The organism is Stenotrophomonas sp. 1337, assembly GCF_031455455.1.
Taxonomy (GTDB): domain Bacteria; phylum Pseudomonadota; class Gammaproteobacteria; order Xanthomonadales; family Xanthomonadaceae; genus Stenotrophomonas; species Stenotrophomonas indicatrix.
On sequence record NZ_JAVDSR010000012.1, the window covers coordinates 86,276 to 108,335 of the forward strand.

Here is a 22,060-nt window from a genome sequence, read left to right on the forward strand (position 1 = left end):
CCGCAGGCCGCGCGGAAAACCTACAGATGCCGCAATTCCTGCTTCAGCGTCGCCACGCAGCGCCGGCTCACTTCCAGCGGCTGCTTGCCATGCCGCAGCACCGCCTGCACCTGGCCTCCGCTGCCACGCCGCAGCTCCACCAGCTCGTGGCGCGCCACCAGGCAGTTGCGATGGATGCGCACGAAGCGGCTGGCGAACTCCTCCTCCAGCGACTTCAACGATTCCTCGATCAGGTCCTCGCCACGCGCGTGATGCACCACCACGTACTTTTCTTCGGCCTGCAGATAGTGGATATCGTCCAGCGGAATCAATCGCAGGCTGCCGCGCAGGCGGGCACACAGCATGCTGCGGGCCTGGCCGCCGGTGTGCTGGGGTTGCCCGTCACGGCCGGCCAGGAAGGTGCGGGCGCGTGCGATCGCCGCTGCCAGCCGCTCGGCGCGCACCGGCTTCATCAGGTAATCGATGGCCGCTGCCTCGAACGCCGACAGCGCGTGCGCATCGTAGGCGGTGCAGAACACCACCGCCGGCCTGGGCTCGAAACTGGCCAGGTGGCGGGCCGCTTCCAGCCCGTCCAGGCCGGGCATGGCGATATCCAGCAGCACCAGGTCCGGCTGCAGTTCGGCGCACGCGTGCAGGGCCTGCTCGCCGTTGCCGGCCTCGGCCACTACGTCCACCCCTTCCTGCGCGGCCAACAGGCTGCGCAGGCGCTCGCGCGCCAGCGGTTCGTCATCGGCGATGACTACCCTCACGATCGTCCCCTCACTGGATCGGCACTGTCACCTGGCAGGCATAGTAGCCCTCGCTCCAGCCAGCCGTCATCCGCGCGGCGCGGCCGAAGCGCCAGCTCAGGCGATGGCCGATGCTGTGCTGGGCGTGGCCCGCTCCCTGGGCCAGGGCCAGCCCGGGCACCTGCGGATCCGGTGCAGGATTGCGTACGCGGATCTGCAGCTCGCTGCCCACACAGGCCAGATGCAGCTCGATGGTGCCGCCTTCGGGCAGGCGCGAGATGCCGTGCAGCACCGCGTTTTCCACCAGCGGCTGCAGCACCAGCCGCGGCATCGGCAGGTCCCAGGGCAGGGGTTCATCGCGCTGCCAATGCACCCGCAGGCGGTCGCCCAGGCGCAGTGATTCAATCGACAGATAGCGTTCGGCCAGTTCGCACTCATCGCGCAGGGTCGAATCGCCCTCGCCGGCACCCAGCGCGGCACGGAACAGATCGGACAGGTCGAGCACGGCACGCTCGGCCACCGCTGGGTCGCGATGCAGCAGGCTGGCGATCAGGTTCATGCTGTTGAACAGGAAGTGCGGGCGGATGCGCGCCTGCAGGGCGTCGGCCTGCGCGCGGGCATTGGCCTGTACCTGCGCCGCCCAGCGGTCGCTGACATAGAAGTAGCGCAGCGCCAACGCGGTAATCAGCGCCGTGGTGGCCGCGCTGCCCAGGGTGAAGCGCCAGAAGCCGATGCCGCGCGCGAAGTTGTCGCCCAGCACGCCATACAGGGCATGGATGATGCCCGCGCACAGGATGGCGATCAGCGCAGCCAGGCCAACGGCGGCGACGGCGCCCAGCAGTTCCGGCAGCTTCGACAGCGCCTGCCGCAGCAGGCACAGGCTGGCGGTGACCGCCAGCGCCAGCCACAGCGCGAAACCGCTGGCCGAGGCCAGTTCCCCCATCGTCCAGTGGCGGCTGCCATCGGGCGCCAGCGCCAGCACCACCACCACCAGTTCGGCCAGGCCGAGCATCGCTGCCAACCGCGGCAAACGGCACAGTTCCGGCATCCACGGGGTGGCAGCGCTCGCGGCCATGGGTCAGGCGACGCCCAGGCGTGCCTGCAGCCAGTCGCCCAGCGCGTCGATTTCCTCGGCGCAGACCTGGTGGGCCATCGGGTAGCTGTGCCACTGCACGTCCAGCCCAAGCGTGCGCAACGTCTCGGCGCTGTGCGCGGCCACCGCCTGCGGGATCACCGGATCGCTGCTGCCGTGGGCCATGAACACCGGCACATCCACCGCACCATCAACGCGCGACGCGGTTTCGGCCTCCGGCAGGTAGGTCGACAGTGCGATCAGTCCGGCCAAGGGGGCAGTGCGTGCCAGCGCGGCGCTGAGGATCACCGCCCCGCCCTGCGAGAAGCCGGCCAGGAAGATGTGATCAGCGGCGACACCGCGTTCGATCTCACGGGCGATCAGCGCATCCAGCTGCACCACCGACTCCTGCACGCCGGCCATGTCGGCGCGCGAACGGAAGTCCATGCCGACGATGTCGTACCAGCCACGCATCGGCACGCCGTTGTTGATCGTGATCGGCCGCACCGGTGCGTGCGGGAACACGAAGCGAAGCGCCGGCCAGTGCGGACGCACCAGTTCGGGCACGATCGGCGCGAAATCATGGCCGTCGGCACCGAGGCCGTGCAGCCAGATCACCGACCACTGCGGCGAGGCGCCGGTTTCCTGTTCCACCGTTTGCAGCATGTTGCGGCTCCTGTACGTTCGAGCCGCATTATGCCGCTGGCACGGTGCGATCAGTACAGCGGCGGTTGCTCGGCCGCTTCCCGGCGCAGCTGTGCGGCGCGCACCAGCACCGGCGGCGGGATGTTCTCTTCGGGAATGTCGAGCAGGCCCAGGCGATGCAGGAAGGCGCCCGGCCCGCGCAGCGAGGTCAGTGCCACCACCGGCACCGCCAGCACCATGCCGATCACCACCGGCGCCATCCAGGCCGCCAGCGACGGCGACACCGCCCACGCCAGCACGCCCATGAAGGCGCCAAACACGCCAAGGCCGCCGTAGCCGCGCACCAGCGAAATCCACGAGATGCCACCGTCATCGCGCTGCTGTGCATCCCAGCCCGAGTCACGCCCGGACAGCACTTCGGCCACCCCGCGCGACTGCACGTACATCACCACCGGCGCCATCAGCGCGGCCAGCACGGTTTCCACCAGCATCGACAGGAACGCCCGGATCGCGCCACCACAGCCACGGCGTTCAACCGGATCGAGCAGCATCGCAAAGTAACCCAGCACCTTGGGCATCAGCAGCACCGCCATGGTGGCGGCGAACAGGCGCACCACCTGTTCTTCATCCTGCGCACGCCAGTACACGCTGGGCGACAGGTGCAGCAGGGCGTTGAAATCGATGCCTTCCTGGAACAGCGGGATGGCGATGCCGATCAGCATCAGCATCGCCCACATCGGTGCGGTGAAGTAATGGCCGATGCCGATCAGCATGTGCACGCGGCTGATCCAGTGCAGGCCACGGCTGCCCACCACCTTGCCGTGCTGCAGGTTGCCCTGGCACCAGCGGCGGTCGCGCACCAGCAGGTCGGTCAGCGTCGGCGGGCCTTCCTCGTAGCTGCCGCCCAGGTAGGGCACCATGTGCGCGGCCCAGCCACCACGGCGCATCAGCGCCGCTTCCACGAAATCATGGCTGAGCACGTGGCCGCCGAACGGCTTGCGCCCCGGCAGCTCCGGCAGGCCAGCGTGGTCGGCGAAGGCACGGGTGCGGATGATCGCGTTGTGCCCCCAGTAATTGCTTTCGGCACCGTGCCACCAGGCCACGCCACGGGCGATCACCGGCCCGTACACGCGCCCGCCGAACTGCTGCATGCGCGAGAACAGGGTGCGGCCGCCGATCACCGACGGCAGGGTCTGGATCAGGCCGACGTCGGCGTTGTGCTCCATGCCGGCGACCAGGCGCACGATGCTGTCACCGGTCATCAGGCTGTCGGCATCCAGGATCAGCATCTGCGGGTAGGCACCGCCGAAACGGCGTACCCAGTCGGCGATGTTGCCGGCCTTGCGCGCGCTGTTGTCGCCACGGCGGCGATAGAACAGTCGCGCACGCCCATCGGGCACCAGCTCGCGCAGTTCGGCGAACACCTGTTCTTCGGCCCGCGCGATGTCCTCGCGACGGGTATCGCTGAGCACGAAGAAATCAAACCGCTGCAGCTGGCCGGTGGCCGCCACCGATTCGTAGATCGCGCGCAGGCCGGCCAGCAGCCGGCGCGGGTCTTCGTTGTAGGTGGGCATCAGCAGCGCGGTGCGGCTGTGCACGGTGGGCAGCGGCTTGTCCGGATCGATGCCCAGGCGGTAGCCCCGGTCGAACACGGCCGTCAGGAAGCCGGCCACCGCACTGGCAAAGGACAGCGCGATCCAGGCGAACAGGCCGACGAACAGCACCAGCAGGCAGGCCTCCAGCACGCTGATGCCATTGCCGGACAGCACCCGCCACATCATCCGGGTGGCCACGGCGGTCATCGCCACGGTGCCGCCGAGGATGTACAGGCGACGCAGGCCGATCATGCGTGGCGAGGTGCGATGGCGCCGGACCTTCAGCGAGCCTTGCCGCAGCGTCTGTTCGGGCATCACCAGCGGTGCTTCGGCCGGCAGCAGGGCCCAGCCCGCGTCGGGACCGGCCGTGACCGGTTCCGTGTCGATGGTTTCACTCCCCATGGCCGCCTACTCCCTGCAGGCCGCAGGACCGGCCGTCCCGGCCAGGCTGCATGCACCAAGGTTCATAGCCCGCATTCCAGGCGTCCGCACTTGTCCTGTCTGCCACGGCGTCATGCCGCGCAGTCGCTGTCTGTCACTACCAGAACCCACACGATCTCCAACGGGGCGGAATCGAAAAATGCGGCCCAGTCTATGGCCCCGAATGTAAGCCGGGTGCGAAGGTCTACGCCGGAAAATCTCCCCATTCAGCAATCAGCAGGCGAACCACGCCGTGCGCCCCGCGGGTGTCGATCCATCCCGGAAAGTACTGGATCGTAACAAACGAGAACGGTTATCATTACGTTAACCAGGCAGGTCGCCGTGCTCCGCGCACCGGACCCACCCAGCTGCGCCGGACCCTCCGCGCGCCCGACGACCCAGGGAAGGGGTTGGCTGCCTGCTGTCTGCGTGCGCCTGCTGCTTCCACCGGGTCTCTCCTCTCCCTTGGAAGCCGTCATGTCCCCTCTCCGTTCCGCGCGCCTGTCGCGCACCCGCCTGGCCAGCGCCCTGGCCGCCGCCTGCCTGCTGGCCCTGCCTGCCCTCGCCGCCGCTGAAGCCAGCGCCGATGCCTCGACCAAGGACCTGGATACCGTGGTGGTTACCGCCTCGGGCAACCAGCAGTGGATCAAGGATGCCCCGGCCAGCATCAGCGTGATCAGCCGCGAAGACATCGAACGCCAGCCGGTGCACGACCTGGCTACCCTGCTCAGCCGTATTCCGGGCGTGACCGGTGGGCTCAGCGCCATTGGCGAGCAGTCCAAGATCAAGCTGCGCGGCATGCCGTCCAACTACACGCTGGTGCTGGTGGACGGCAAGCGCATGGGCAGCTCGGCCTCGACCAACTATCGCCCCGACCTGGGCCGCCAGGACCTGAACTGGATTTCCCCCGACCAGATCGAGCGCATCGAAGTGGTGCGTGGCCCGATGTCCTCGCTGTATGGCTCGGACGCGATGGGCGGGGTGATCAACATCATCACCAGGCGCATCGGTGACAGCTGGAACGGCAGCGCGACCCACAGCTACACCCGGCCGCAGGATGGCGACCGTGGCGACACCCAGCAGATCGGCGCGACCTTCTCCGGCCCGCTGGGCGAGCGCTTCGGCCTGCGCATCGGTGCCAACAGCATGCGCCGCGACTCGGACCGCTCTAACGGCGGCGTGTATGGCAACGCCTACGCCGGCGAGAAGGACCGCAATGTCGACGCGCTGCTGCAGTGGAAGCTGAGCGAGGCACAGGAAGTGTCACTGGAAGCTGGCCACGGTGTGCAGCAGGCCTTCATCGCCCAGGCGCTGGAAAAGCAGGACGAAGGCGCCTGGGGTGCCAGTGAGCTCAAGCGCAGTTCGCTGGCGCTGAACCACGACGGCAAGTGGGATTTCGGTACTTCCAAGCTCAGCGCGTACTGGACCGAGTACAAGAACGACATCGGCGCCACCGGTCGCTCCGAGGCAACCGATACGATCATCGAAGGCAGCCTGAGCACGCCCTTCACTCTGGGCGTGGACCACCAGTTCGCGGTGGGCGGCCAGTGGAAGCGCCAGGAGTTGACCAACACCGACACCATCGGCCAGGCGCCGGTGGACTATGCCGGCAACCCGGTGGTCGGCTCCAGCCTGGAAGTGGACACCTGGGCGCTGTTTGTCGAAGACGAGCTGAAGCTGCACCGTACCCTGGCACTGACCCTGGGCGCGCGCCTGGACCACCATGAACAGTTCGGCAGCCATGTCAGTCCGCGTGCCTACCTGGTCTGGCACCCGAGCGAGCAGTGGACGATCCGTGGCGGCGTGTCCAAGGGCTTCCGCGCGCCGAGCCTGACCGAGAATTCGCCCAGCGCGGCGACCCAGTCCGGCGGCCGCGGCTGCACCTCGCTGATCCCGCTGGGCTATACCCGCGGCGGTTGCTACATGGCCGGCAACCCGGACCTGGACCCGGAAACCAGCACCAACCGCGAGATCGGCATCAGCTTCGACAACGACCTGGTCGACGCCGGCCTGACCTACTTCCATACCGACTTCAGGAACAAGATCGAGTATGAAGCGCTGGGCTTCTTCAACGGCTACTGGTGGACGCGCATGAGCAACGTGCAGCGCGCGCGCACCAGCGGCATGGAAGGCAACCTCAACTTCCGCTTCGGCGATCACTGGCGCTGGCGCACGTCGGCGACCTGGATGAAGGAAGCCAAGAACCTGACCACTGGCCGCAACCTGATCGACACCCCGGAGTTCTCAGGCTATTCGTCGCTGGACTGGACCCCGAACACCACGTTCTCCAGCAGCCTGTCGGCGCAGTACACCGGCAAGCAGACCGGCGTGGTCAATACCTTCCTGAAGGCCTACACGCTGTATGACCTGACCGCTGCCTGGAACGTCAATGAGGTGTTGACCCTGCGTGGCGGCGTCAGCAACCTGGCCGACAAGAAGCTGTACGCCGACGGCTCTACCGACTACTTCGTCGCCGGCCGCAGCTACTTCCTCAGCATGACCGCGCGCTTCTGATGCGCACTGCGATCGCGCTGGCAGCAGGCCAGCGCGATCGCGGCTGGTTTCCCAGGCTCAGTCGTTTTCCAGAACCGCCGGCGCAGCGTCGCGGCTGGCCGCGATGCGTGCACGGTCCATCGCCACCGCCAGTTGCTGGCGGGCGAGCAGTTGTTGTGCCTGCACCACTTCGGGTGTCGGCAGGAGCACCGGTCCGGGTGCGTTTTCCGGTGTAGCTGGTGTGGTCATGCAACCTCCATGGACATACCGCTGCTACCCGTGAACAACCGGGGTGGCAGCGGAACTGCGCACCCTATCCTAAAAACAAGGCGGATGGGTGACGGTGCGGCACCGGGACGCAAGCCCTTTGCCGTAGGAACGTCACATTTTTGACGCTCCAAGCTGGTTTGCTGAATGTGACTCACTTATCATGAAAACGTTTTCCTAACAGGGAAGTCCCTATACATGAACACCGTTGACCTGACCCGCTTCAGCCCGAAGTGGCAGTTCCGCTTCAACTTCTTCCAGCAGCACGGCGCTCCCAAGGAGCCCGGCTTCAAGCAAGCCTGGAAGGCGCTGTCCTTCGGCGACCGCCTGAAGATCAACCTGAACTTCTTCGCCTTCTTCTTCGGCGCGATCTATCTGTTCATCCTGGGCATGTGGCGCAAGGCGCTGGTGGTGATCGGCATCAACATCGTGCTGATCGCGGTCAGCCTGGTGCTGCCGGACATCGTGGCCCGCGCACTGTTCATTGCAATGAACTTCCTGGTCGCCTCGAGCACCAACTACAGCTATTACCTGGAACAGGTGAAGGGCAACACCAGCTGGAACCCCTTCGAAGGCATGTTCTAAGCCCAGCGCACCACACACGCAGTGGCACATCGACGCCCGGCCTTGGCCGGGCGTCGTCGTTCATGCCCCGGCTCAGGCGGCGCGCAACGCGGCAGCCGGTCGGGTGTCGGCCTGCAGGCGGAAGCGGGACACCGCCACCGCCAGCTGCTCGGCCTGTTCTTCCATCGCCCGCGCCGCAGCGGTGGCTTCTTCCACCAGCGCAGCATTCTGCTGGGTGGTCTCGTCCATCTGCACCACCGTCTGGTTGACCTGCTCGATACCGGCCGACTGCTCGCGCGAGGCGGCCGAAATCTCGGCCATGATCTCGTTGACCCGGCCGACCTGGCCGACGATCTCCTGCATCGTGCGGCCCGCACCGTGCACCAGCTGCGCGCCGGCGCCGACATGGCCGACCGAAGCGTCGATCAGCTCCTTGATCTCCTTGGCCGCGCCCGCCGAGCGCTGTGCCAGCGCGCGCACTTCGCTGGCGACCACCGCAAAGCCACGGCCCTGTTCACCGGCGCGCGCCGCTTCCACCGCTGCGTTCAGGGCCAGGATGTTGGTCTGGAAAGCGATGCCGTCGATCACCGAGATGATCTCGGCGATGCGCTGGGAAGAGGTCTCGATCTGCTCCATGGTCTGCACCACCTGGCTGACCACCTGCCCGCCTTCGCTGGCAACGCCTGCGGCCGAGGCCGCCAGCTTGTTGGCCTGCAGGGCATGATCGGCGTTCTGGCGCACGGTGGAGGTCAGTTCCTCCATCGACGCGGCGGTCTCTTCCAAGTTGGCCGCCTGCTGCTCGGTACGGCGTGACAGGTCGCTGTTGCCCGACGCGATCTCGCCTGCGGCCAGGCGGATGCTGGCCGCAGACTGCTGGATCTGGCCGACGATCTGGGTCAACTGCTGCACGGTGCTGTTGGCATCGTCGCGCATCACCGCGAACACGCCGTGGAAGTCACCCTCCATCCGTGTACTCAGGTCACCGGCGGCGATGGCGCGCAGCAGCGTCGACAGCGCAGCCAGGTTCTGGTCGCTGACCTGCATCATGGTGTTGAGCGTTTCCACCATGCGGCGGAAGTCATGCTCGAAGCGCTGGGCATCGCCACGCACGGCGAAATCACCTGCCGCCGCCGCAGCGGCCAGCTGCTGGATCTGCTCGTTGATCGCCGCCAGGTTGGTCTTGGTGGTTGCCATGGCAGCGGTGAATATCGCCTTTTCGCCCGGCAGTGCCTCCATGTCCACGCTCAGGTCACCCACCGCGTAGCGCTGCATCACCTCGACCAGGCGTTGGGTGACTGCATTGCTGTCGGCCACCAGCTGGTTGCTGTCGGCCACCATGCGGCCATATTCGCCCGGGAACACCGAGGCATCCATGCGGTAGCTGATTTCACCGGCATCATGGCGGCGCGCCATCTCCGCCTGTGCGGCCATCACTGCCTGCAGCTGGCCACGCATGCCCTGCATGGCGTCCAGCAGGCGGCCCACTTCGTCGTTGCCCAGCGCCGGCATGGCGGTATCCAGCTTGCCCGCAGCCACGTCGCCGGCGATGCGCACGGCCTGCGCCAGCGGTCGCACGGCCAGGCGCTGCAGCAGCAGGTAGACACCACCACTGAGCACCAGCGCAGCCACCACACCCACCAGCAGGATGATCCACAGCAGCTCGCGGGCCTGCGCGATGATCACCGCATGAGGCACCACCACGCCCAGCGCGAAACGCTGCGGCGCGTCACCGACCTGCAGCGGCACGTACAGGCGGACGTTGCCGGCAGCGTCGGGCTCGAACGCTTCGTAGGTCTTGTCGGCGGCGATCTGCGCCAGCATGCCGCGGGTGGCGGCATCGGTACGCGGCTTGCCGATCTCGGCAGCGTCGGCCGAGGCCAGCACCACGCCCTTCGGCGACAGCAGTTCGACGCGGCCGGCGCCCATCGGCGTCAGCGTGGCCAGGTGCTTCTGCAGCGCGTCCAGCGAGAAGTCGACGGTGAAGACACCGAGGAAGGTACCGTTCTCGACGATCGGCGTGCTCAGCGTGCTCATCAGCACCTGCTTGCCGCCGATGTCGTAGGCATACGGTTCGCTGACCAGCGGCAGCTTGTCGCGGCTGGGCACCATGTACCAGTTGCCCGAGCCGCTGGGCGTCTCGGTGTAGTCGGTCATCGTCGACTGCTGCGGCTTGCCGTCCTGCCAGGCCCAGTAGCTCATGTAGCGGCCGGTGGCGTCGTGCGCCTCGCTGTTGACGAACTCGGCGTCCTTGCCGTCGAAGGCATTGGCCTCCCACATGGTGCTCTTGCCCAGCCATTCCGGGTGCGCGTGCAGCTGCTCGCCGATGACATTGGCCAGGCTGGCGCGATCAGGGGCATCACCGCGCGCACGCTGGGCCAGCACGGTTTCCACCATCGCATCGTTGCTGGCAAAGGCCGTGCCCAGGTCGGCAGCCACCTGCCGCGCCTCGGCACGGGCTTCGCTGGCCATGGTCTGCCGCGAGGACGACACCAGCGCCGAACTGGCCTGGTGATAGATCAGGAACGCGGTCGCGCCGAAGCACAGCAACGCGATCACCGCGGTGCCCAGCATCAGCTTGTGGGCGATGCTGCCGGGGCGACGGGCAGCGACGGAACGGGAAGAAGACATGGGAGGATCCGCAGGCAGTTCAGGTCGACCGGTGCCACCAGGGCACCGCGCAGATGCGCGATCCGTCGCGCGGGCCGCCTGCCCGCCGGATCGGAACCCGGCGCGGGAAGGCGCGCACCGGGTTAGCGGCCATGGCCGGGCGAGGTTGAGGCTCGCCGCACGCACAAAACCTGAACCCGCTCAGCTGCGGCCGTCGACCCAGGCCTGTGCTGCTCGCCTGCGCTATTCGGCGACGCGGTCGCGGATCCACTCCGCACGGGGCAGGACCTCGATGCTGCCCGCGGCGTACTGTTGCAGCACGTCCTCCGGACCGAAACGTGGCTGCCAGCCCAGCGCTGCACGCATCCGGCTGCTGTCATAGACCCGATCAATGCTGAGCGGCAGTGGCCAGCCACGGCGCTCGAACTCGGCCAGCAGCTGCGGTGCGCGGCGCGCCAGCACCTGGCGCGGATCGGCGGCCAGCTGCAGGCAGTCCTCGCGCCGGAAGGGCGTCGGCGCACAGGCGAGGTAACGCTGGAAGGCCGCGCCTTCATCGTGCAGCAGCGCGGCATGCGCGCTGGCCACATCGCGCGCGTCGATCCCACGGTGCAGGCGGAACATCGCCATGCGGTCAGGCGGTTCGGGGAAGCAACGTGCCATCCGCAGCACGCGCACGGTGAATGTTGCACTGGCCGCCGCTTCGGCAGCCGCCTCAGCCTGCAGCTTGGTGCGGTGGTAGATCGTGCGCGGCAGCGGCTCGGTGTCCTCGTCGATCCAACGGCAGCCGCCGGACACCACGGCATGGCCGTACAACGCCGTGGTACTGGTCAGCACGAAGCGCTGCACGCCGGCCTCGCGCGCCAGCTGCAGCAGGTTCGCGGTGGCCTCCACGTTGATCTGCTGGAACACCGCGTCAGGTACCAGGCCCACGTGCGGGGCGTGCAGGGCCGCGGTGTGGATCACCGCGTCGACCCCCTGCACGGCGCGTTCCAGCGCCCGGCGATCGGTGACATCGGCAATGACGCGCGTGGTGGCGAACGGACTGCGATCCAGCCCCACCACCTCATTGGCAGCGGCCAGCGCACCAAAGATCGCCCGCCCTATCCGCCCGGAACTTCCGGTCAACAGAATCTTCATTGAATCCATTCACTCGACAGCGCCCGGGACCTACCGGGATGACTTGATTCTAGGCATGCACGATGGCATCGGCGATAGCAGACGATGACATTCTGCATGCCATCCACATCCGGCCAACCGCTTGGACTCTCCCTTGCCAGGGCGCTACGGGTGGCTGCCGTGACGACCGATTGCAGAGCCCGGCGCTTCCTGCACGGTAACCGGTTGTCAAACGCGTGCGCAGGCCATGTGAGCCTCGTACAGCCCACTTCGACCTGTCTTTAGCCTGCACTGTGCAACATGGGACCGTCACTGATGGCAGCGACCCATGTTCACACCGGAGACCGGTAATGACCAACTCACGCAATGGCAACAGCAATCGGGGCTTTGCCTCGATGGACGAAGACAAACAGCGCGCGATCGCGGCCAAAGGGGGACGTGCTGCCCACGCATCCGGCAATGCACACCAGTTCAGCCCGGCCGAGGCCCGGGTGGCGGGCCGGAAAGGCGGTGAAGCGATCAGCCAGGACCGCCAACACATGGCCGCGATCGGCCGTGAGGGCGGCCATGCGCGGCACGCCAGCAGCCGCCAGCAACAGCAACAGCAGGACATGGCCGACAAACCTGACAGCGGTCAACAACGTTGACGTGCTGCGGTCACTGCGCCGCGTACCGGCGGTGCGGCCGACGTCGATCAGCACTCAGCACTGCCAGCACAGTGGAAAGCGCCGCTGAGCTGGCGCGCGCCGGCTAGGTGTGGGCGAGGATGTTCAACAGGCGCCCGAACGGGTCGCGCACGTAGAAGCGACGTACACCCCATGGCTCTTCGGCCGGGCCATATTCAAGCGCAATCTCCGCGTGTCGCAGGCGTTCGAGCACGTCGTCCAGATCATCCACCTCGATCGAAAGATCCGGCACCGGGGTACCCGATCCGCCTTCGCTGGCAACGCTGAGCTGTGCCAGCGCAGTGCCCTGCCCACCGTAGGTGACGATCCAGCCGTGGTCCATCACGATGTCCATGCCGAGGATGTCGCCGTAGAACGCGGCCGCCTGCGCAGGATCGGCACTGGCGATGTTGGCGACGACACGTTTGACGGCCATGTTGCGGCTCCAGACGATCAGGACCGCGGACTTCGTGCCTGCGGCCAGGTGAAAAGGGGCCCCTGGATCCGGCCCCCCATTGCGAACGGTATGCAGGCCTCAGACGGCGCCGCACCTGTCCACGACACAGCGATCGTATTCGAACTGGCACTCCATGGCATCGCCGCCGCCGGAAACGCAGGCCTGGTAGGCCTTCCAGCACGGGAAGTCGCACGGCTGGACCGGACCGGCCACCGCCACCGAACCGGTACACGCAAGTGCAAACACTGCAGCAACGATCACTTTCCTGATGGCTCGCATCGATATCACTCCCTGATAGGCCTGGTGATTCCAGGCTGCATCACCGTAGCCGTGCGTGCGGGATAGGAAGTGAAGGCGCCGGTTCAGCCTGCCAGCAATTGCAGATCACGCAGCTGCGCGCGCAGCTCCGCGAGGTCATGCCACGGCAGTATCGGCGAGTTCCCGCGCTCATCGGGAGGGTTGCCCGGAAGCCCCTCCGACCAGCCACCCGCGCCCACCAGCGGCAGCAAAGGCCGCTTGTGCAGCCAGGCCAGACACACTTCGGAAATCGTGCCCGCGCGCCCGCCGATGACAATGCAGGCATCGCCGGCCAAGGCCATGATCAGGTTGCGGGCATCGCCCATGCCGCATGGCACCACCACCGTTGCCGGCCAGTCTGCTGCGGGCATGCTGCCTTCCGGAATCACGCTCAGCACCGTGCCGCCGGCTGCGACTGCATGCTCGGCTGCCACCCGCGTGGCTGGGCTGCCACAGCCGCTGACCAGGGTGATTCCATTTTCGGCGAGGAACCTGCCCGCCTGTGCAGCGAGGTCGAACGCCGGTGAGCCAGGATCGGCACTCCCCAGGATGGCGATCTGGGGCTTGCGGAAGGACTTGCGGGAGGTTGGTGTCATGAAGCGACCTGGGTGACCGAACGGAAGGACAGCATGGAGACGGAACCGATCCGGGCAGCCACTGTTCAATTGCCCGACGCGGGAACGTATCACGCCAGCAGTTTGTCTTTCTGATGCTGATTGCACAGTTCACCGCCTCAGCATCACCAGGCCACCCAGGCTCAGCGACGGCAGCAGCAGCCCAAAGGCCACCAGCGGCCAGACCGTATCGCCCGGCAGCAGCAGCGTCGCGAGCGTGCCAAGCGTTGCCACGATCAGGCTCTGCACGGCGTAGTACAGCGCCACTGCCGTGCCGGAGGCATCGGCAAAATCGCGCAGCGCACCGTTGGCCGCCACCGCAGCCACCATCACGATGCCGATGGCCACCAGCCACATCGGCAACACGACACTGGCAAAGGATGGCGGCAGCATCGCCGTCATCGCCATGACCAGCGCGCCGCCGATCATCACCATCAGCCCACGCTGGAAACTGCCACCAATGCCCCATCGCCCGATGAATCGAGCAGCGAAGCGCGAGGTGACGATCATCACCAGTGCCACCGTCGCGAAGGCCAGGCTGAAGCCCATCGCCGAATAGCCGGCCCTCCCCATCAGCACCCGCGGGGCGATCGAGAAAAACACGAAGAACGTGCCCATCGCCGCACTGAATCCCAATGCATGAACCCAGAAGCCGGCATTGCCGAGGATGCGCGCGAAGGCTGGCGATGCGTGGACATGCTGCGGTGGCCGTGTCTCCTGCCAGCCGCGGCATGCGCGTGCACCCGCCAGCAATCCCAGCACACCCAGCGCGATGAAAATGGCCCGCCAGCCCAGCGTATAGGCGATCAATGCGCCGAGGATCGGACCGAGCGCCGGCACGAACGCCAACATCGAGGCGAACAGGCCATAGAGCGTAGCGCCCTCGGCCGTGTCGGCATACACGTCGCGCACCGTGGCGAAGGTGGCCACCAGTGCGGCCGACGCCCCAACCGCCTGCACGCCGCGCCACGCAAGGAATGCCGCACCACCGCTGCACGCGGCCAGCGCGAACGACGCCAGCGTGAACAACAGCGCGCCCATCAGGAGCACCGGCCGTCGCCCGATCCGGTCCGACAGCGGGCCGAAGATCAGCTGGCCCAGCCCCAGCACGAGCATGTACAGGCTCAGCGTCAACTGGATGAGGGCGGGCGACGTGCCGAGTGCCTGCGGCATGGCCGATACGACCGGCAGGTAGATATCCATGGCCAGCGAGGCCAGGAGGTCGAAGGGGGCCATCAACACGATGGCGCCCGGCAGGGAATGGGCCCAGCGAAGGGCTTTTCGATCAGACATGGGGAAACATCCGCTCAGGAGGGAATCCGGCGGTGATCAACCCAGTGCGTGGAAATCGCAGGACAAGATCACCGCAACAACGTGCGTACCGTTGTTGCGGCTCAGCGGACTGTCTGCGGACCGTTCCCGTTCATCTGATGATCCGGTGGAAGATCGAGTGCGGCCAGTGTAGCAAGGCCATTGCGGGGCAGCCCGGCAACGTCGTCCGGCAGGGCCTCAGGGCAAGGGCAGCATGTCGATGCGCCGGGAGGGGGTACGCCGCACCTGCTCGATGAGCCGGCGGACCGCTGGCGATGTTTCCTGTTCTCGGTACAGCGCAGCGATGGTCGAGGCGATGACCGGCCCGGCGATCGGCAGATAAACCACGCCTGGCAGCAGCAGCGTCCGCTGCAGCACCGACGGCACGATCGCCACGGCGCCATCGCCCACCGAGACCTGCGCGAGCACCGCGACAAGATGACCGGGACGGGAGCGGATGTCCGGCACGAATCCGCCACGGCGGGCGACTTCCAGCGTGCCGGCGGGCTGCTCCGGCATGATGAACGCCTCCTTCGCCAGCAGCGCCGGCTGCACCGGCACCCCCGCGTGGGCCAGCGCATGCGATGCCGGCAACGCCACGCAGAACTGATCTTCGATCAGGATGTGCGAACCGAGCGCATCGGGCACCTCCATCGGAAGCCGGCAGAACACCACATCGATGCGACCGTCCAGCAGGAGGTCCGGCAGGTCGGCCATCGGCCATTCGCCGACCTTCAGCTCCACGTCGGGCGATGCGCTGCGGAACCGCTGCAACTGCTCCTGCAGCGCGCCGGCATGGACCGCCGAACCTACGTAGCCGATCTCGATCCTGCCGATTTCCCCGCGACCAGCGCGGCGGCCCACGGCCTCTGCCTGCTCGAACTGGCGCAGCACGTTGCGTGCTTCGGCCAGGAAGATCGCACCGGCAGAGGTCAGCGTGACCTCGCGCCTACTGCGATCGAACAAGGGGGTGCCCAGGCGACGCTCGATCTGCTGGATCTGAACGCTCAGCGTCGGCGTGGCGATGCCCAGGCGCAGCGCGGCGCGCCCGAAATGCAGCTCCTCGGCCAGTGCGACGTAGTACTGCAGATGTCGACGGTCCATGCGCACCGGCTCGTTAGCTTTGGCCTAACGTACTTGAAGAACACCGGCAATGAAACAAACAGTCGAAGTTGCTTGAATGGGCCTTCTTCCTTCCCCACCCGAGTGCCCGGTGTCTCTCTTCCCCCGCCGCAGACCGCCCAACTGGATCCTGATCATCGCCTCGCTCGGCTGCACGATGACGGTGCTGGAAACCAACGCCGTGGCCGTCGCCCTGCCGACCATCGCGCGGGATCTGCAGGCTGACTTCGCCGACATCGAATGGGTGATCAGCTGCTACATCCTGACCTTCACCTCGCTGCTTCTGCCCGCCGGTGCCATCGCCGATCGTCATGGCCGCAGGCGGGTGCTGCTGATCGGCATCGCACTGTTCGCCCTCTCATCGCTGACCTGCGCGCTGGCCCCCACGGCCAGTGCGCTGTATGTGGCCCGAGCGTTGCAGGGCGTGGGTGCCGCTTTCCTGCTGGCCCCATCACTGTCGGTGATCGGCCACGAATTCCACGAGGGCAAGCAACGCGACGATGCCTGGGCCTTCTGGGGCACGGCAATGGGCATGATGATGGTGCTCTCGCCGCTTATCGGTGGGCTGTTGTCCTCGCTGTGGGGATGGCGCTCGGTGTTCATCGCGATCCTGCCCTTCCTCGCCTTCCTGGCCTATGGTGCGATCCGCTGGGTTCCCGACACTGCCGACACGGTGGTACGCCCGCTCGATCCGCCCGGCATCATCACCTTCAGCGTGGCGATCTTCGGCATCGTGTTCTTCCTCGTGGAAGGACTCGCGCAGGGATGGACATCAGCGGTGGCGCTGGCCGGCCTGGGCCTGGGCATCGCGATGGCCGCGCTGTTCACCTGCATCGAGCTCACGCGTCGGCATCCGATGGTCGACCTGCGGCTGCTTGCCAGCCCGCGCTTTGTCGGTGCACTGATCGCCATGGTCGGCTACGCGGTCAGTGCGCAGGTGATGGCCTCGATGCTGCCGCAGTACCTGCAGAACGGCGTCGGCCTGAGTGCGCTGGCCACGGGCGCCGGCATGCTGCCGTTCGCTGCGGCGATGCTGCTGTTCCCCAGCGTGGGCAGGCGCTTGGGCAGACGATTGTCGAGCGGGATGGTGCTGGCCATCGGCCTGTCCATCACTGCCGCCGGCAATGCGCTGGCCGGTGTCGGTGCATGGCACAACCAGCCGACGGTGGCGCTGCTGGCGATGGTCATCATCGGCGCAGGCGGTGGCATCCTCAACGGCGAAACATCCAAGGCGATCATCGGTTCGGCGCCCCGCGACCGCGCAGGCATGGCCTCGGGCATCAGTGCGACGACGCGCTTCGTCGGCATCCTGCTCGGCTTCACGGTCCTCTCCAGCGCCCTGACCGTCGGCATCCGCGCCGGACTCTCAGCACGCGTTCCTGCAGATGAAGTCATGCGTCTGGCCGACACCATCGCCACCGGTGCACTGACCCGAGGAGCCCAGGTTGATCTGGCGCGGGCGATCTACAGCCAGGGCTTTGCCGCGTCCCTGTGGACTGCCGCCGCAGCAGCGACGCTGGCCAGCCTGGCCGTTGCCCTGCTCAGGCCACGCGCCTGATCGCAGATGGCAGACGCAGAAACGACCAGGGCAGCACTGGGCTGCCCTGGTCGCGGCGATGTGGGGGACGATCGCCGGATGCGATCAGGCAGCCTTCATCGCATGCTTGCGATCGCGCATGACCGAGTGGCATTCCTGCACTTCCGGCAGCCACTGGGTCACTTCCTGGCGCACCGCCGGCGGCAGGTCGTTGTCCTTCAGCACGTCCTTGAACGCGCCCAGCAGGCGATCCTCGGACTCTTCAAGTTCGGCCACGTAACCGTAGTTGGTGTCACCGAAGGCCGCGCGCACCTTGCCGTAGAACTGCTGCATGGAACCGACCATGGTGCCGTGCTCGGCCGGCTTGCCGCCGGTAGCGGCCACCGAGCTGCTCAGCGAGGACACGATGCGGCCCTTCACGCCGGCGATGCGGACGAACAATGCCGACAGCTCGGCATCCTTCACCTTGGTTGCGGCTTCCTCGTAGAAGGACTTGCCATCACGTGCGATCTCGATCAGGTCGTTGAGGCGATGCTCGATGGTGGACTGGGTGCTCATGTGTAGTCTCCTCTGGGGGAAAAAGGGCAACAGTGGAATCCGTTGCCTGCGAGCCCAGACTGGCCGACCGGGTGTGGTTCGCGGGTGAGCATCGATTGATGCGGTGATCATGCTGCCCAACGGCGCCCCACCCACTCACACGGGCGACGCGGCGTCTTCACCGCATCTGAATCCTGGCAATGACCTGCCCGATCATCCGCACCGCATGTCTAGTCCACCGCTACCCGCACCACGTGGCTGATGCCCCGATGGAACATCTTCGCGTACGGACAGACCCGCTCGGTGTTGCGCACCAGTTCGGCTGCACGTATCGGGTCCATGCCAGGCAGGCACACCACGATCTCGGCCGACAGCAGGTACAGGCCGTCCACGGGATCTCGCGCGAACGTCACCGCTACCTCGATGCTCGGCTCGACCAGTTCCATTCCCGCACGCGCAGCCACCAGCACCATCGCACCGTGGAAGCAGCCGGCGTAGCCCGCCGCCAGCAACTGCTCGGGATTGGTACCGCCACCGGGTCCACCCAGCTCAGCAGGCAACCGCAGGTCCACTGACAGCGCACCATCATCGGACCGCACCACGCCCGACGCGCGGCCATGCTGTGCCACGCCACCACTGACCCGCACCCGCCCGGTGTACAGCGGGCGCACCTCATCACCGTGGTACTTGTCGAGCACCGTGTGCGGAGGCGGTTTCAGCCCGGTCATCGCAGGTTCCTGCTGTCAGCGTCCACCGCCGATCAGGCCGGCTGGCCCTGTGCCAGCCCGGACTGCTGCAACCAGCGCTCGAAGCCGATCGTGCCGAACCATGCCTGGCCCACCGGCACCAGCGTGTCCTGCTGCAGCTGCGCACCGAAGTAGCGCGCCTGGGCATCGCCAACCACTTCACGCGCGTCACCGGTTGCCTGCAGGAAGCGCTGCGCCAGCACCGCCATCGATTCGCGTTCCGGGCCGGCGATCTCCACCACGCCATTGGCTGGTGCCTGCAGCGCGATGCGCGCAACCGCATCGGCCACATCCTCGGCGGCGATCGGCTGCACTGCGGCGGTCGGCAGCTGCAGGGTCTGGCCGTCACCGGCTGCCTGGAGGATGCCCGGCAGGAACTCGAAGAACTGTGTCGAGTGGATGATCGTGTACGCCAGGCCCGAATCGCGGATCAGGCGTTCCTGGGCGATCTTGCCGCGGAAATAGCCGCTGGCCGCCAGCTTGTCGGTACCCACCACCGACAGCGCGACATGATGGCGTACGCCTGCCTGCGCCGCGGCCGCCAGGATGTTGTGGCCGGCCGTCACGAAGAACGACAGCACCGCCGCATCTTCGAACGAGGGCGAGTTGGCCAGGTCGACCACTACCTCGGTGCCCGCCATCGCAGCGGCCAGGCCCTCGCCGCTCAGCACATCGATACCGGTGGAGGGTGCAGCGACGACGACGTCATGGTCGGCCGCATGCAGGCGATCAACCACCTTGCTGCCGATGCGGCCGGTGCCACCGATGACGAGAATCTTCATGACAGGTCTCCTGGAACGTGGAAAGTTCGGATGTGGCTGCATGCTAGGAACGCATTGGCCGGCGCAGTAGATCCGCAGCGGGCCACGCACTGTTGCCGCATCGGCACCAATGCGGTCATGCCCATGCCGGGGCCGCATCGCGCTGCGCTGCCGCCTGCTGCCGCGCTTCCCAGTGCGAGAACACATCCAGATCCAGCGCGCGTATGCGCTGGGTGCTGAAATCGATGAACGCGCGGATCCGCTTGGGCAGCTGGCGTCGGCTGAGATAGCACAGATAGTGGCCACGATCGTGCGGCGCGTAGCGGTCCAGGCAGGTCACTACAGCGCCTGCGCGCAACGCATCACTTACCTGGTAGCTGGGCAGCTGGGCGATCCCCAACCCGTCGATCACTGCCTGCAGGACAAGATCGGCATCATTGAACACCACCTCCGCCGGCGGCTGCAGATTCACATCCTGGCCGTCCACACGGAAGTCCCAGCGCTGCAGGCGCCCACCGGGAAGGCGTCGACCGATGCAGGCATGGGTGGACAACACTTCGATGGTGTCTGCCAGGCCATGCGCCTGCACATACGCGGGCGATGCACAGACCACCAGCTGCATCGGCACCAGCTGCTTGGCGATCACCTGGCTGTCTTCCAGCACGCCATCGCGGAACGCCACATCGATGCGATCGGCGGCCAGGTCCGGTGCCTGCTCGTCCAGCAGCAACTCCACAGAGACCTCTGGATACTCCGCGCGGAACGCAGACAGCAGCGGCGCGATCACCCGGCGTCCGAAGCCATGGGTCGCACTGATCCGCAGATGCCCGCGCGGCGGTCCTTCGCGCAGGTCGCGCATTTCATCCAGCGCCTGCAGGATGCTGGCAACGCCCGGGCTGCAGCCCTCCAGGAACAGCTCGCCTTCGCGGGTGAGTGTTGTCGAGCGCGTGGTGCGCAGGAACAGGCGCACGCCCAGTTGTCCCTCCAGCTTCTGCACGCTGCGGCTGACGGCCGAACGACCGATGCCGAGGCGATCACCGGCGCGGGCGAAGCTGCCCTCGGCGGCTACCGCGATGAATGCCAGGACCCCGGCATAGCTGGCGGAGAAGGACGCCGTGAGGGAATCGCGGCCGTCGCTGGCCAGGCAGGACTGCGGCATGACATTCATGGTGTTCCGGGCTCCTGGAAGTCGCGTCGGGCAAGCAGGTGGGCGCGTGCACGGGCCAGTCGCTGGCGGCATGCCGGCAGCTCCAGCCCAAGCAGCGGCGCGATGTCTTCAAAGCCCGCGCCCAGCACGTCATGCAGCAACAGCACGGCCCGCATGTCCGGTGGCAGTTCGTGCAATGCGGCAAGGAAGGCCTGCCAGACCCGCTCACTGGCGGGGCAGGCTGCTGCGCGGTTCGGGGCGGATGAGGTGTCCATGCCCGGCAGACGGGCGAGCATCCGCCGCTGTGACAGTCCATTGGTGTTTTTCGTGCAACACCGTGCAGCCCTGCCCTCGCCTACCGCCCCGCATGCAGCGGGCCTAGCCTCGCTGCGTCCCTCAACTCCCATCGGAACACCGTCATGAGCCAACGCTTGGACTACGCCGCACAGTCGCCGGAACTCTTCAGGAAGCTCGGCACCTTCTCCCACGCCGCGCACAACAGCTCGATCGAAGCGGCCATCATCGACCTGGTCAACATCCGCGCCTCGCAGCTCAACGGCTGCGGGTTCTGCCTGGACATGCACGTGAAGGAAGCGACGATCCGTGGCGAGCGCGCGCTGCGCCTGCACCATGTCGCGGCGTGGCGCGAATCGAACCTATTCAGTGCGCGCGAACGGGCCTGCCTGGCGTGGACCGACGTACTCACCCACCTCCCTGCGCAGGGGGTTGCGGACGACGTGTATGAGCGCGTGCGTAGTCAGCTGTCCGAACAGGAAATCGTCGATCTGACCTACGCGGTGATGGCGATCAATGCCTGGAACCGCGCCAACGTCGCCTTCCGTACGCAACCCGGCTCGCTGGACCAGGCCTTTGGCCTGGACAAGGCCGGTCTGGCCTGAGCGTCGACTGCACACTTCCCTGCTGGAGACCTGCCATGCGTTCTCTCCGTTCCCTGGCGCTGCTGGCCCTGCTGCCGTTGACCAGCATCGCCGCCACGCCGCCGCCCACCGCGCCCGAGCCCATCGTGCGCGAGGTCATGACCCGTCCGTTGCCGGAACAGCCGGGCAAGGAAGCACTGATCCTGACGGTGCAGTACCCACCCGGCGGCGCCGATCCCGTACACCGGCACGATGCCCACGGCTTCGTCTATGTGCTGCAGGGCCGCATCGTGATGGGCGTGGCTGGCGGCCGCGAGGTTACCCTCGGCCCGGGGGAGGCCTTCCATGAGGGCCCGGACGATCTGCATACCGTCGGCCGCAATGCCAGCCAGACCGAACCGGCGACATTCGTCGTGTTCCTGATCAAGGACATCGGCAAGCCGGCGGTACTGCCACCACGCTGACCGCCACCGGTCCGGGG

Annotated in this window: 23 protein-coding genes; 6 read left to right on the forward strand and 17 right to left on the reverse strand. The window is 66.9% G+C overall.

Annotated features, from left to right (window positions below):
- Positions 1–20 precede the first annotated feature (20 nt).
- The 4 genes from J2X70_RS16265 to mdoH are packed head-to-tail and all read right to left on the reverse strand — an operon-like array spanning position 21 to position 4,442.
- Positions 21–749, reverse strand: a complete 729-nt coding sequence (locus J2X70_RS16265; protein WP_025879008.1) for a LytTR family DNA-binding domain-containing protein — start codon at positions 747–749, stop codon at positions 21–23.
- Positions 750–759: 10 nt separating this feature from the next.
- Positions 760–1,803: a sensor histidine kinase gene (locus J2X70_RS16270; RefSeq protein WP_032976712.1), complete on the reverse strand. Its 1,044-nt coding sequence runs from the start codon at positions 1,801–1,803 to the stop codon at positions 760–762.
- 3 nt (positions 1,804–1,806) lie between these two features.
- Positions 1,807–2,466: an alpha/beta hydrolase gene (locus J2X70_RS16275; protein WP_059065212.1), complete on the reverse strand. Its 660-nt coding sequence runs from the start codon at positions 2,464–2,466 to the stop codon at positions 1,807–1,809.
- Positions 2,467–2,516: 50 nt separating this feature from the next.
- Positions 2,517–4,442, reverse strand: coding sequence for a glucans biosynthesis glucosyltransferase MdoH (gene mdoH / locus J2X70_RS16280; protein ID WP_051501661.1), 1,926 nt, complete (start codon positions 4,440–4,442; stop codon positions 2,517–2,519).
- A gap of 495 nt (positions 4,443–4,937) precedes the next feature.
- Here mdoH and J2X70_RS16285 point away from each other — a divergent pair, with 495 nt between their 5' ends.
- Complete coding sequence (locus J2X70_RS16285) at positions 4,938–6,974, forward strand: TonB-dependent receptor (protein WP_309911227.1); 2,037 nt, start codon at positions 4,938–4,940, stop codon at positions 6,972–6,974.
- Positions 6,975–7,031: 57 nt separating this feature from the next.
- Here J2X70_RS16285 and J2X70_RS16290 read toward each other — a convergent pair whose 3' ends face one another.
- On the reverse strand, positions 7,032–7,202 hold the full coding sequence (locus J2X70_RS16290) for a hypothetical protein (RefSeq protein WP_162887695.1): 171 nt from the start codon (positions 7,200–7,202) through the stop codon (positions 7,032–7,034).
- 216 nt (positions 7,203–7,418) lie between these two features.
- Between J2X70_RS16290 and J2X70_RS16295 the strand changes: the two genes are divergently transcribed.
- Entirely contained in the window at positions 7,419–7,805 is a 387-nt protein-coding gene (locus J2X70_RS16295) for a DUF2628 domain-containing protein (protein WP_025879013.1), read from the forward strand.
- Between the two features lie 72 nt (positions 7,806–7,877).
- Here the strand turns inward: J2X70_RS16295 and J2X70_RS16300 are convergent, their stop codons facing one another.
- Positions 7,878–10,412 (reverse strand): methyl-accepting chemotaxis protein, encoded by a 2,535-nt coding sequence (locus J2X70_RS16300; RefSeq protein ID WP_309911230.1) that lies wholly within the window; start codon positions 10,410–10,412, stop codon positions 7,878–7,880.
- A 222-nt stretch (positions 10,413–10,634) separates the two neighbouring features.
- A complete protein-coding gene (locus tag J2X70_RS16305) occupies positions 10,635–11,528 on the reverse strand; it encodes an NAD(P)-dependent oxidoreductase (RefSeq protein WP_080149788.1) in 894 nt (297 codons plus the stop codon).
- 329 nt (positions 11,529–11,857) lie between these two features.
- Here J2X70_RS16305 and J2X70_RS16310 point away from each other — a divergent pair, with 329 nt between their 5' ends.
- On the forward strand, positions 11,858–12,154 hold the full coding sequence (locus tag J2X70_RS16310) for a KGG domain-containing protein (RefSeq protein ID WP_025879016.1): 297 nt from the start codon (positions 11,858–11,860) through the stop codon (positions 12,152–12,154).
- Positions 12,155–12,257: 103 nt separating this feature from the next.
- Here J2X70_RS16310 and J2X70_RS16315 read toward each other — a convergent pair whose 3' ends face one another.
- The 5 genes from J2X70_RS16315 to J2X70_RS16335 all read right to left on the reverse strand — a co-directional run bounded on the left by J2X70_RS16315 (position 12,258) and on the right by J2X70_RS16335 (position 15,955).
- Positions 12,258–12,608 (reverse strand): VOC family protein, encoded by a 351-nt coding sequence (locus tag J2X70_RS16315; protein ID WP_309911233.1) that lies wholly within the window; start codon positions 12,606–12,608, stop codon positions 12,258–12,260.
- Between the two features lie 99 nt (positions 12,609–12,707).
- Positions 12,708–12,908: a hypothetical protein gene (locus J2X70_RS16320; RefSeq protein ID WP_309911234.1), complete on the reverse strand. Its 201-nt coding sequence runs from the start codon at positions 12,906–12,908 to the stop codon at positions 12,708–12,710.
- Positions 12,909–12,991: 83 nt separating this feature from the next.
- Positions 12,992–13,615, reverse strand: coding sequence for a Rossmann fold nucleotide-binding protein (locus J2X70_RS16325; RefSeq protein ID WP_223486721.1), 624 nt, complete (start codon positions 13,613–13,615; stop codon positions 12,992–12,994).
- A 36-nt stretch (positions 13,616–13,651) separates the two neighbouring features.
- Positions 13,652–14,833, reverse strand: coding sequence for a CmlA/FloR family chloramphenicol efflux MFS transporter (gene cml / locus J2X70_RS16330; protein ID WP_309911236.1), 1,182 nt, complete (start codon positions 14,831–14,833; stop codon positions 13,652–13,654).
- 216 nt (positions 14,834–15,049) lie between these two features.
- Positions 15,050–15,955, reverse strand: a complete 906-nt coding sequence (locus J2X70_RS16335; protein ID WP_059065226.1) for a LysR substrate-binding domain-containing protein — start codon at positions 15,953–15,955, stop codon at positions 15,050–15,052.
- 109 nt (positions 15,956–16,064) lie between these two features.
- On the opposite strand from J2X70_RS16335, the gene J2X70_RS16340 reads away from it, so the two are divergent.
- Positions 16,065–17,531 (forward strand): MFS transporter, encoded by a 1,467-nt coding sequence (locus J2X70_RS16340; protein ID WP_238582213.1) that lies wholly within the window; start codon positions 16,065–16,067, stop codon positions 17,529–17,531.
- An 84-nt stretch (positions 17,532–17,615) separates the two neighbouring features.
- On the opposite strand, the gene J2X70_RS16345 is transcribed toward J2X70_RS16340, so the two are convergent.
- The 5 genes from J2X70_RS16345 to J2X70_RS16365 all read right to left on the reverse strand — a co-directional run bounded on the left by J2X70_RS16345 (position 17,616) and on the right by J2X70_RS16365 (position 20,976).
- Positions 17,616–18,068 carry a PA2169 family four-helix-bundle protein gene (locus J2X70_RS16345; protein ID WP_032952113.1) on the reverse strand — a complete coding sequence of 151 codons (453 nt, stop codon included), beginning with the start codon at positions 18,066–18,068 and terminating at the stop codon, positions 17,616–17,618.
- A 209-nt stretch (positions 18,069–18,277) separates the two neighbouring features.
- The gene (locus J2X70_RS16350; protein WP_025879021.1) at positions 18,278–18,775 is read right to left on the reverse strand and encodes an Ohr family peroxiredoxin; all 498 of its coding nucleotides are present in this window, start codon (positions 18,773–18,775) and stop codon (positions 18,278–18,280) included.
- 32 nt (positions 18,776–18,807) lie between these two features.
- Positions 18,808–19,575 carry an SDR family oxidoreductase gene (locus J2X70_RS16355; protein ID WP_309911241.1) on the reverse strand — a complete coding sequence of 256 codons (768 nt, stop codon included), beginning with the start codon at positions 19,573–19,575 and terminating at the stop codon, positions 18,808–18,810.
- A gap of 115 nt (positions 19,576–19,690) precedes the next feature.
- A complete protein-coding gene (locus J2X70_RS16360; protein WP_051501663.1) occupies positions 19,691–20,722 on the reverse strand; it encodes a LysR family transcriptional regulator in 1,032 nt (343 codons plus the stop codon).
- A complete protein-coding gene (locus J2X70_RS16365; RefSeq protein ID WP_227416521.1) occupies positions 20,719–20,976 on the reverse strand; it encodes a sigma factor-like helix-turn-helix DNA-binding protein in 258 nt (85 codons plus the stop codon). Before J2X70_RS16365 ends, J2X70_RS16360 begins: the two co-directional genes overlap by 4 nt.
- Positions 20,977–21,120: 144 nt before the next feature.
- Between J2X70_RS16365 and J2X70_RS16370 the strand changes: the two genes are divergently transcribed.
- Together J2X70_RS16370 and J2X70_RS16375 are read left to right on the forward strand one after the other, a co-directional pair.
- Entirely contained in the window at positions 21,121–21,600 is a 480-nt protein-coding gene (locus J2X70_RS16370; protein WP_309911245.1) for a carboxymuconolactone decarboxylase family protein, read from the forward strand.
- A gap of 35 nt (positions 21,601–21,635) precedes the next feature.
- A complete protein-coding gene (locus tag J2X70_RS16375) occupies positions 21,636–22,043 on the forward strand; it encodes a cupin domain-containing protein (RefSeq protein ID WP_025879026.1) in 408 nt (135 codons plus the stop codon).
- Positions 22,044–22,060 lie beyond the last annotated feature (17 nt).